The sequence below is a fragment of the Pseudohaliea rubra DSM 19751 genome (genome assembly GCF_000764025.1).
Classification (GTDB): domain Bacteria; phylum Pseudomonadota; class Gammaproteobacteria; order Pseudomonadales; family Halieaceae; genus Pseudohaliea; species Pseudohaliea rubra.
The window spans coordinates 1-8696 of record NZ_KN234807.1 but is presented as its reverse complement, the minus strand read 5'-3'; the positions used below and the strand labels follow the sequence as shown (position 1 = coordinate 8696).

10 protein-coding genes are annotated in these 8696 nt (G+C 70.9%); 2 read left to right on the top strand and 8 right to left on the bottom strand.

Features of this window, described 5'->3' with window-relative positions:
• Nucleotides 1-1157: D-cysteate sulfo-lyase (gene cuyA / locus HRUBRA_RS14025; RefSeq protein ID WP_236629882.1), on the top strand; the 1157-nt coding region annotated here is incomplete at its 5' end.
• A gap of 93 nt (nucleotides 1158-1250) precedes the next feature.
• On the opposite strand, the gene HRUBRA_RS14020 is transcribed toward cuyA, so the two are convergent.
• From HRUBRA_RS14020 to HRUBRA_RS14005, 4 genes are read right to left on the bottom strand one after another with little or no spacing between them, the layout of a single operon-like run.
• Nucleotides 1251-2066 carry a RibD family protein gene (locus tag HRUBRA_RS14020; protein ID WP_035518183.1) on the bottom strand — a complete coding sequence of 272 codons (816 nt, stop codon included), beginning with the start codon at nucleotides 2064-2066 and terminating at the stop codon, nucleotides 1251-1253.
• Nucleotides 2053-2841 (bottom strand): class I SAM-dependent methyltransferase, encoded by a 789-nt coding sequence (locus tag HRUBRA_RS14015; protein ID WP_035518181.1) that lies wholly within the window; start codon nucleotides 2839-2841, stop codon nucleotides 2053-2055. The genes HRUBRA_RS14020 and HRUBRA_RS14015 overlap by 14 nt, the downstream gene beginning before the upstream one ends.
• A 3-nt stretch (nucleotides 2842-2844) precedes the next feature.
• The gene (locus HRUBRA_RS14010; protein WP_035518179.1) at nucleotides 2845-3240 is read right to left on the bottom strand and encodes a 6-pyruvoyl trahydropterin synthase family protein; all 396 of its coding nucleotides are present in this window, start codon (nucleotides 3238-3240) and stop codon (nucleotides 2845-2847) included.
• Between the two features lie 12 nt (nucleotides 3241-3252).
• Nucleotides 3253-4206, bottom strand: coding sequence for a zinc-dependent alcohol dehydrogenase (locus HRUBRA_RS14005; protein WP_035518177.1), 954 nt, complete (start codon nucleotides 4204-4206; stop codon nucleotides 3253-3255).
• Nucleotides 4207-4272: 66 nt separating this feature from the next.
• On the opposite strand from HRUBRA_RS14005, the gene HRUBRA_RS14000 reads away from it, so the two are divergent.
• Nucleotides 4273-5007 (top strand): FkbM family methyltransferase, encoded by a 735-nt coding sequence (locus HRUBRA_RS14000; RefSeq protein ID WP_052094953.1) that lies wholly within the window; start codon nucleotides 4273-4275, stop codon nucleotides 5005-5007.
• Between the two features lie 46 nt (nucleotides 5008-5053).
• Here HRUBRA_RS14000 and HRUBRA_RS13995 read toward each other — a convergent pair whose 3' ends face one another.
• The 4 genes from HRUBRA_RS13995 to HRUBRA_RS13980 all read right to left on the bottom strand — a co-directional run.
• Entirely contained in the window at nucleotides 5054-5845 is a 792-nt protein-coding gene (locus HRUBRA_RS13995) for an inositol monophosphatase family protein (protein ID WP_035518176.1), read from the bottom strand.
• Nucleotides 5838-6893, bottom strand: a complete 1056-nt coding sequence (locus HRUBRA_RS13990; protein WP_035518174.1) for a glycosyltransferase family 4 protein — start codon at nucleotides 6891-6893, stop codon at nucleotides 5838-5840. Before HRUBRA_RS13990 ends, HRUBRA_RS13995 begins: the two co-directional genes overlap by 8 nt.
• 28 nt (nucleotides 6894-6921) lie before the next feature.
• Entirely contained in the window at nucleotides 6922-7845 is a 924-nt protein-coding gene (locus HRUBRA_RS13985; RefSeq protein WP_035518173.1) for a lysylphosphatidylglycerol synthase transmembrane domain-containing protein, read from the bottom strand.
• Between the two features lie 4 nt (nucleotides 7846-7849).
• Nucleotides 7850-8696: sulfatase-like hydrolase/transferase (locus HRUBRA_RS13980; RefSeq protein WP_035518170.1), on the bottom strand; the 847-nt coding region annotated here is incomplete at its 5' end.

Here is an 8696-nt window from a genome sequence, read left to right as displayed (position 1 = left end):
TCCGCGAGCGCCACGCCCCGGCCCGCCTGCGCCCGGACGCTGCCACCACGCCACCGCAGCGGGACGCCGCGTCCACGGCTGCTGACGCGCCGGGATGTCGCAGAACCGGTGCATCGGTATCATGGGCGCCTTTCACCCACGGACCCTCACCGATGCACCTGTCACGCTTCCCCCGCCGCCCCTACGCCCACCTCCCCACACCCCTGGAGCCGCTGCCGCGCCTCTCAGCCGCGCTGGGCGGACCCGCACTGTGGATCAAGCGCGATGATTGCACGGGGCTTGCCGGGGGCGGCAACAAGACCCGCAAGCTCGAATTCCTCCTGGGGGATGCTCTGGCCCAGGGCGCCGACTGCGTGATCACCCAGGGCGCCACCCAGTCGAACCATGTGCGCCAGGCCGCTGCGGCCTGCGCCCGGGAGGGGTTGCCCTGCCACCTGCTCCTCGAGGACCGCACCGGCTTCACCGACGCGGAATATCGCGAGAACGGCAACGTGCTTATGGACAGGCTCCTCGGCGCAACGCTGGAGGAGCGCCCGGCCGGCACGGACATGGACGCCGCCATGGCGGTGGTCGCCGAGCGCCTTGCCTCCGAGGGGCGCAGGCCCTATGTCATTCCCGGTGGTGGCTCCAACCGCGTCGGCGCCCTTGGTTATGCCAACGCCGCCCTGGAGCTCCTGCAGCAGGCCAACGACGCGGGGCTGCGCGTGGACCGGCTCGTCCACGCCACCGGGAGCGCCGGCACCCAGGCCGGCCTGGTAGCGGGCCTGGTGGCGTCCAGCAGCGGCATCCCGGTGCTCGGTGTCGGTGTGCGGACCCCGGCGCCGGCGCAGCATGCCAAAGTGCTCGGCCTCGCCCGGGAAACTGCGGACTATCTGGGCTCGCGGACACCAATCGCCGACGACGACGTGCAGGTGAACTGCAACTACATCGGCGATGGCTACGGCATGCCTACCGAGGGTGCCATCGAGGCCATCCGCCTCCTCGCCGAGCTCGAAGGCATCTTCCTGGACCCGGTTTACAGCGCCAAGGGCATGGCCGGACTCATCGACCTTATACGCAAAGGGCATTACGCTGCGGGGGAGAATATTGTCTTCCTGCACACCGGCGGCGCCCAGGCGCTCTACGGTTACCGGGGTTTCTTCGACGCCGGCGCCTGAGCGACGGCGGCCAAAGCCGAACGCCCGGCCGAAGGGCTCCTCGCCCGCTTCCAGCGCCGCGGCTGCAGGCGCCATAACGGGCCGACAGCGGCGCTACCGTCCAGGCGCTCCGTGCACCGGCTGCGTCGCCAACGATGCCTCGTCCCGAAGACCGCAATCGAACACAACATCAGTGCCGAGGGAGAAGGCGCGCGTGACGGGGCGGATGGCATCGGCAAGGCGCGTCTGGGAGGCGGGCAACGTCAACCCCTGGGGACCATCACCGATCAGCAGGGGCGCGATGGCCAGCTGCAACCGCGTGAGCAGCCGGGCTTCGAGAAAACGGGCGATGGTAATGCCGCCACCCTCCACTAGAAGGCTCTGCAGGCCCTCGCCATGCAGCGCCGACGCAATCTCGCCGGGATCGAGCTGACCGTCCCGGGACCGCAGCCGGATGACGGTTACATCGCTGCGCCGCGGACGGTCCACCGCCTGGATCACGATCCGACGCACGCCGTCCTCCGCCAGCAGGGGCGCGTCATCCGGAAGCCGCCCCTGCGGGTCGATGACCACGCGGGCGGGGTTGCCGCCGTCGCAGAGGCGCACGGTCAGCCGCGGGCTATCGTGAAGCGCCGTGCGCACGCCGATCAGCACCGCGTCAGCCAACGCCCGCATCCGGTGCAGGTGGGCAAGGCCATCGGGGCCCGAGACATCGCGCGCATCGCCCGTCACCGTCGCCACGCGCCCATCCAGGGACTGGCCGATCTGCGCGACAGCGGAGGGCCCGAGGTCGCGCCGCGCCAGCGGTCCGTAGAGATCCAGGGCCGCGCGTTCACCGGCGGACCACTGTCCGCAGCAGGTGCAGGCACGGCCCCGCCGCACCTCCAGCAGGCGGCGCCAGACCTTCGCTGTCACATCAACGGTGAACACGAGGCGACCTGCCAGCGAGGGAGCGGGGGACCGCGAGGATATCGAGGTGGCTGATTTCACAGCGGGTCTCATCAGCCAGCTGGCGTCGCTGGCGGCCCCAGGCGGCGGCCCCGGCAACGCCGGCCTCGCCCGCTGCGGCGGCGATGCCGGCGGTAAGCTCGCGCTGCAGCGCGGCCATCGAGGATTCGAGCTGCCACGGGCTGGACGCACGCAGCACGTCGAAGCCCGCGGCTTCGAAGATCGCCGCTGCGGTCTCGGCGGCCTCCGGACCCAGCGCCGGGCCCAGCCCCTTGTCGCCGCGCTGATGACGGTTGAAAGCGGCGGTGATCGCCTCGTCGCGCGGGTCCGGGGGCAGCCACCGCATGCTGCCGCTATAGCTCAGCGCGGCATAAAACGGCACCGTCAGGCAGCGAGCCAGCGCTTCCAGCCAGGCCCGGGACACGAGATCGAGCAACGCCGAGGCCGTGACCAGCCCTGCGCGCGCGAGCGGCAGGGAGGGCAGATCGGCGAGGTCCGCTTCGAGAACCTCGGCGGCATCACCGGCGGAAGCGGCAGCGGCGGCCAGCAGGCGCGGATCGCTGTCGACAAAGCACCACCGGCTCCCGGCGGGCAGCCAGGGTCCGAGCGCCCGGAAGCTGGCCCCGGTGCCGCAGCCGAGGTCGACGATAAACGGCGTCGGACCGGCCACCTCGGCGGCGCGGCGGGCCAGCGCAGCGTCACGCGCCGCCCGGTCAGCGGGTTCGCGCAACGCCAGCCAGTCGGCAGCAAAGCCCACGCCCTAGAGGTCTCCCTCGAACCAGGCCCGCGCCACGTGACTTTCGTGCAGCGTAATGCGGAGCTTTTTTACCCGGCTATTATCTTGAAGGCTCCCGGCGCGGACTCGCTCGGCCACCATCTCAAAGAGATGCCCGCAGAGGAATTCCGTGGTGGTGAATTTTCCCTCGAAGGCAGGGACCTCGTCGAGATTCGCGTAGCGCAGCGGTGCCAGGGCCTCTGCCAGCACCCGGGTAGCCAGCCCGATATCGACGACCAGACCGTGCTCGTCGATGTCTTCCGTGAAAAACGCCGCATCGACGGTAAAGGTGGCCCCGTGCATGCCCTGCGCCGGGCCGAACACGGGCGAGGGCAACGAATGGCCGATCATGATGTGGTCGCGGACTTCGACGGCAAACATAGCGGTCCTCATTTAGCAGTCGTAGCGGATACGGTGACAGAGCGTTTCCGGGTCAGCCAGGATCCCGGCGTAGCGTGAGGCCAGTTCCCCGAACCCCGTTTCGCCGCTGATCAGGGCATCCAGCGCCGGATCGAGCAGCAGGTCGAGGGCCCTGGCGATGCGCCGGGCGGGGCTCCAGCGCGGGGCGCGCGCCGGCGGCAGTCGACCGACCTGGGAGCTGACGAGGCGCAGTCGCCGGCTGTGAAAGGCACCGCCGAGGGGCACCGGGGTGGCACCCGCGCCCTGCCAGCTGCCCTCCACGACTGTCGCCTCGGTGCCCGCGCAGTCGATGGCCGTAGCCAGGCCCGCACCGGTTGCCGACAGGTGCAGGACCACGTCGCAGTCCCGCGGCGCGGCAGCCGGTGTCGCGAAGCGGCAACCGAGGCCGGCGGCGAGCGCTGCGCGCTCCGGCAGCAGGTCGACCAGGGTCACCTCGGCCCCGGGCAGCCTCGCGGCGAGGTACCCCGTGAGCGCACCGACAACGCCCGCGCCGATCACAGCGATCCGATCGCCGGCGCCCGCGCCACTGTCCCAGAGAAGATTCAGCGCCGTTTCCATATTCGCGCCCAGCACCGCGCGCTCCGCAGGCAGCCCCTCGGGGAGCGGTGTCAGCGCCGCCTCGGGCAGCCGGAAGCAGGTTTGATGAGGGTGCAACGCAAACACGTCGCGTCCGGCCAGCGCGCCCTCGGCGACACGCCCCACGGCGCAGTAGCCATACTTCACCGGAAAGGGAAAGGCGCCCTCCTGCGCCGGACCGCGCATCCGCTCGTACTCGCTCTCAGGCACCTGGCCGCGGAACACGATGCGCTCGGTACCGCGGCTGATGCCGGAATAGCGTGTCTCGACAAGCGTGCCGTCGCCGAGGCCGCCCGGCCGCAGCTCCGCCCGTTCGACGTCGACGCACCACAATGCTGTTGCGATCGTCATCCTGCGGGCTCCGCCTTCACCGTCATCGCGTTATCCTTGCTGACAGTCCTCAGAATGGCTCCTCGCATGAAGCGCTGGCTGGGTTTTACCAGATCGCTGGTCACCTATCATAACCCCGCGACCCTGCGGGCCTGGCGGCGCTTGTACGACGAGCTGCTCAGCCCCGGTGACCTGGCTATCGACGTCGGCGCCCATGTCGGAACACGGGCACGGGCCATGCGCTCCGCCGGCGCGCGGGTCATCGCCCTGGAACCGCAGGCGCTCTTTGCGCGCTTCCTCCGGCTCACGCTGCCGCGGGATGTTCTGCTGATCGAGGCCGCCGCCGGTGCGCGGGAAGCCACGGGGGAAATGGCCGTCTCCTCCCGCCACCCTACCGTCTCGTCCCTGCACAGCGGCTTTGTAGCCGGCGCCCCCCGCGCGCATGGTTTTGACCACGTGCGCTGGGATCAGACCGAGCACGTCAGGATGATCACGCTCGACGGGTTGGTCGCAGCGCACGGTCTGCCCGCCTACGTGAAAATCGACGTCGAGGGCTTCGAGAGCGAGGTGCTGGCCGGGCTTTCGCAGCCGGTGCCGCTGCTGTCGGTGGAATACCTGCCGGCTTTTGCACAGCTCACCCAGGCCGTGATCGCGCGGATCGAGGCGCTCGGTGCCTATCGCTTCAATCCTGTGGTTGGCGAGCGCTCGGGGTTCCTCTGGCCCGACTGGCGTGATGCACGTGCGGTGCGCGACTGGCTCACGACCCTCCCCGCCGACGCGCCCTCCGGCGATCTTTTCGCGCGGGTCGCGCCGCAGCCCTGACGCGCCGGCCGCGGCCGCGTTGACGGCGAGGACCATCCCGCCGGCGCTAGGCCGCACGCAGGCGGGCCGAAAAGGCGGGAAAGAGCGCGGGGCCGGCAGCGATGACGGTGCCGCTCGTTTCGGGCCGCTCCTCCGGCGTCCAGCCCTCCACCCGCGCCCCGGCCTCCCGCAGCAGGACCAGACCGGCTGCGATATCCCAGGGTTGCAGCCGTCGCTCCCAGAAGCCGTCGAGGCGCCCGGCGGCCACGTAGGCAAGGTCCAGCGCCGCTGCACCCAGGCGCCGCACACCGGCGCAGGCGGGCATCAGCCGCGCAAGATCGGCCGCATGGTCATCGATATGCGGCATGTCACCGAAGGGGATCCCCGTCCCGAAAAGCGCCGACGCCATGACGCCGCCCGCTGCGACGGCAATGGGCGACCCGTTCAGCGTGGCGCCGCAGCCCCGGGTCGCGGCAAAGGTCTCACCGCGCAGCGGATCATGAACCACGCCGAGCGACAGCGCACCCTCCTCCTCAAGAGCCACGGATACGGCCCAGTGACCGAGGCCGTGGAGAAAGTTCGTGGTGCCATCGAGGGGGTCGACAATCCAGCGCCGCGCGCCACCCGCCGCCGCCCCAGTCTCCTCGCCGAGCCAGCCGTCGTCGGGCCGGGCACAGGCGAACCCGCGGCGCAGCCAGGCCTCGGCCTCGCGGTCCGCCTCGGAGACGAAATCACCGGCGCCCTTGGCCGTCACCGTCAGCGAAGCGCGCTCAGCCCAGTGCGCGAGCAGCAATTCGCCGGCCTCCCGGGCGAGGCGCAGCGCCAGCGCCAGATCCTCCGCCACTGCGGCGTCAGTCACGGGACACCACGCAGTCGAGAACGCAGGCGATCTGCTGCACCGTCTCGCTCCAGCCCGGCAGCGCCGCGCCCGCCGCCGCGGAGGCCGCCGCCATGGTGGCGCGGCGCCGTGGATCATCGAGCAACTGCGCGAGCGCCGCGGCAAAGGCCGCCGGATCATTCACGGGAACGAGAAGCCCGGCGCCGGGCGCAACGGTGTCGGGCACGGCGCCCGTCCTACAGGACACAATGGGCAGACCCACGGTCATGGCCTCGTCGAAGACCATGCCGTGGCCCTCGTAGCGCGTGGCGAGAGCGAACAGACTGGCCTGGCGGTAGAGTTCCGCAAGTTCTGCGGCGGCTACGCGCCCGGCCAGGCGGACCCGGCCGGAGAGGTCGAGCTCTGCCTCCAGCCGCACGAGACCATCCCGGTAGTCAGCATCGCGCCCGGCGCCCGCAAGAACCGCCTGCCAGGGCCGGTCGATCAGGCGCGCGAGGGCGCGGAGCAGCACATCGTGACCCTTGCGCGGCACCAGGGTGCCAACGGCCAGGATCAATGGTGGATCGACCGGCGCGCCGCGCCCTCGGTGCCGGTCTGCGCCGGGGCGGGCGACGGTGATGCGCCCGCGCGCCACACCATAATCCGCCGTCAGCAGCGCAGCCGTGTGCGGGCTGGTCACAACGACATGGGCGGCGAGCTCGAGGTTGTCCCGCTCCGAGGCCAGGAGTGCCCGGCTCCGCGCCGGGTCCAGGCCGCTCTCCCGGGCGAGCGGGTGGTGGATCAGCGCCACGATCGGCGCGCTCATACCGGCCAGCACGGCCCGATCCATGGCGCCAAGCGCCAGGCCGTCGATAATCACGGGGCAGTGTGCCGGAACGGCTGCGAGCCGCTGTGCGGCATCGCGATTGTCGGCCGCTGACGGCTCGGGAAAGGACGCCGCTAGCGGGATATGCTCAACGGCGCGCCCCAGGTCGCGCAGCCCCGCCAGGAGCCTGCGGTCATAGCCATAGCCGCCCGTCGGCGTCATGAGGTCGCCGGGGATCGCGAAGGCTACGCTCGCCGTGGTCATCTATGGCCGCCGTTCCCAGACGAGAACATCACGACTCCACCGGGTCGGGCGCCGTAGCGAGGGCAAGGGCGGCGAGGCCGGGCAGGGCCGCGGCCATCATCGTAAAACCGAAGGCAACGCTGGCGGCCAGGCCCTCCGCACCGGTGGCGCCGGCCAGGGGCAGCAGTGCCACAGCCGCGCCCTCGCGCAGGCCCCAGCCGCTTATGGTGATCGGGATCAACATGCTGAGCAGGATAAGCGGCACCAGCACCTGCGCCGCGGCCGGCGATAGCGTCAGGCCGATCGCTGCGGCACAGAAGGCGAAAGCAGCGATGTTGCACAGCGCCGTGCCGAGGCTCAACCAGGCCTGCCGCACGCGGACGTCGGGGGATGCCACCGCATGACGGAAGGCCGCGCCTGATCCCAGGGGCGCTGTTCCCGGCAGCGGGCTCGCCGCAAGCCAGAGCAGCAGCGCAGCGCCGGCGACAACAACCAGCGCCGCCGGCGCCAGCAGCCAGGACGGACCGTCAAAGCCGCCCGGCACCACCTGCGTAACCACCACACCCCCGGCGAACACCGCGAACAGGGCGATCTGCCCGGTGAGGCGCTCGAAGACCACCGCCTGCCCCGAGACGACCAGGCCCGCCGGCGCCCGGGCGCGGACGGCGCGGCCGGCATCGCCGAGCACGCCCCCGGGCAACGCCTGATTCAGGAGCTGCGCGAGGTAGTATTCAGCGAGCGCCGCACGCCGCTCCAGAGCGATACCGAGGCGGGCAGCGGTCAAGCGCCAGCGCAGCGCTGAAAGCACCGTCTGCAGCGTCAGCGCCGCGAACGCGGCGGCCATCCATGCCGGGTTGGCGGCAGCGAGATGGCGCAACGCCGTCCCGCCGTCTGCCGCCCGCCAGAGTAAGGCCAGGCACGCCGCCGTGGCCACCAGCTGTAGCGTTCTGACGAGGCGACGGTCCAGGGCCATGCGCTCAGTCTCCCGCGCCGGCGGCAGTACTCGAGAACGTCTCGAGAATCCGGTCGCGCATCTTGTCCATGGCGACGACCGGCGCCGAGTCCGGGGGAAACAACCCGGAGGCCAGCCCCCAGTCCACGGCGGCACGTCCGACCAGGTGTGCCGGGCCGATAAGGTGCATAGGTACGTGCGGCCGCTCATCCAGGGCAACAAAGCCGGCCGCCTGGTGATCGCCGAGGACAATCATGAGAGGGGCGTCATCGGCATGGCGGGCGGCATAGGACAACACCGTCTCCAGCGCGTAGTCGATGGCCATGCGGTACTGATCGCGCACCCTGTCGCTGTCGCGCCAGACCTCCTCCGGAGGCTCTCCCGATGCCGCCACCGCATCAAAGACATGGCCGTCGCCTATGGCCTCCCAGGCAAGGAGCTCTGGCACGGGCACCCAGGGCGCGTGGGACGAGCCGGTAGCGACCTGGATGAACAGCGGTCGGTCATCGACCCGCTCCGCGCGCAGAAGGCGATCCATGGCGGTAAGCGTAAACTGGTCGGGCATCGTGACCCAGTTGAAAGGCTGCCCCCGGTAGTCCAGCTCCGCCGCCGCCAGGATCGTCTCAAAGCCCATGGTGGCGCTTTCGGGCCAATCGAGGGTGATCTGCGGCATCACGGCGGCGGTGTGGAAGCCGGCTTCTCCGGCGAGATGGAACAGCGTCTGCCGACCGGAGGCGAGCACCGCTCCGTATCGTGTCTGACCGTCTACCCAGAGGCCATTGGCGAACGTGGCGTGGGCGAGCCAGCTCTGGCCGCCCCGGGTCGGCGAGGCGAGCAGCCCGGAGGCCATGGCCAGGCCGCGCGCCGCCAGC

Bases quoted from the DNA above. Each gene is read 5' to 3' on its own strand.
- HRUBRA_RS14010 (WP_035518179.1), bottom strand. From the start codon at position 3,240: ATGTTTGCCGTCGAAGTCCGCGACCACATCATGATCGGCCATTCGTTG.
- HRUBRA_RS14005 (WP_035518177.1), bottom strand. From the start codon at position 4,206: ATGACGATCGCAACAGCATTGTGGTGCGTCGACGTCGAACGGGCGGAG.
- HRUBRA_RS14000 (WP_052094953.1), top strand. From the start codon at position 4,273: ATGAAGCGCTGGCTGGGTTTTACCAGATCGCTGGTCACCTATCATAAC.
- HRUBRA_RS13990 (WP_035518174.1), bottom strand. From the start codon at position 6,893: ATGACCACGGCGAGCGTAGCCTTCGCGATCCCCGGCGACCTCATGACG.
- HRUBRA_RS13985 (WP_035518173.1), bottom strand. From the start codon at position 7,845: ATGGCCCTGGACCGTCGCCTCGTCAGAACGCTACAGCTGGTGGCCACG.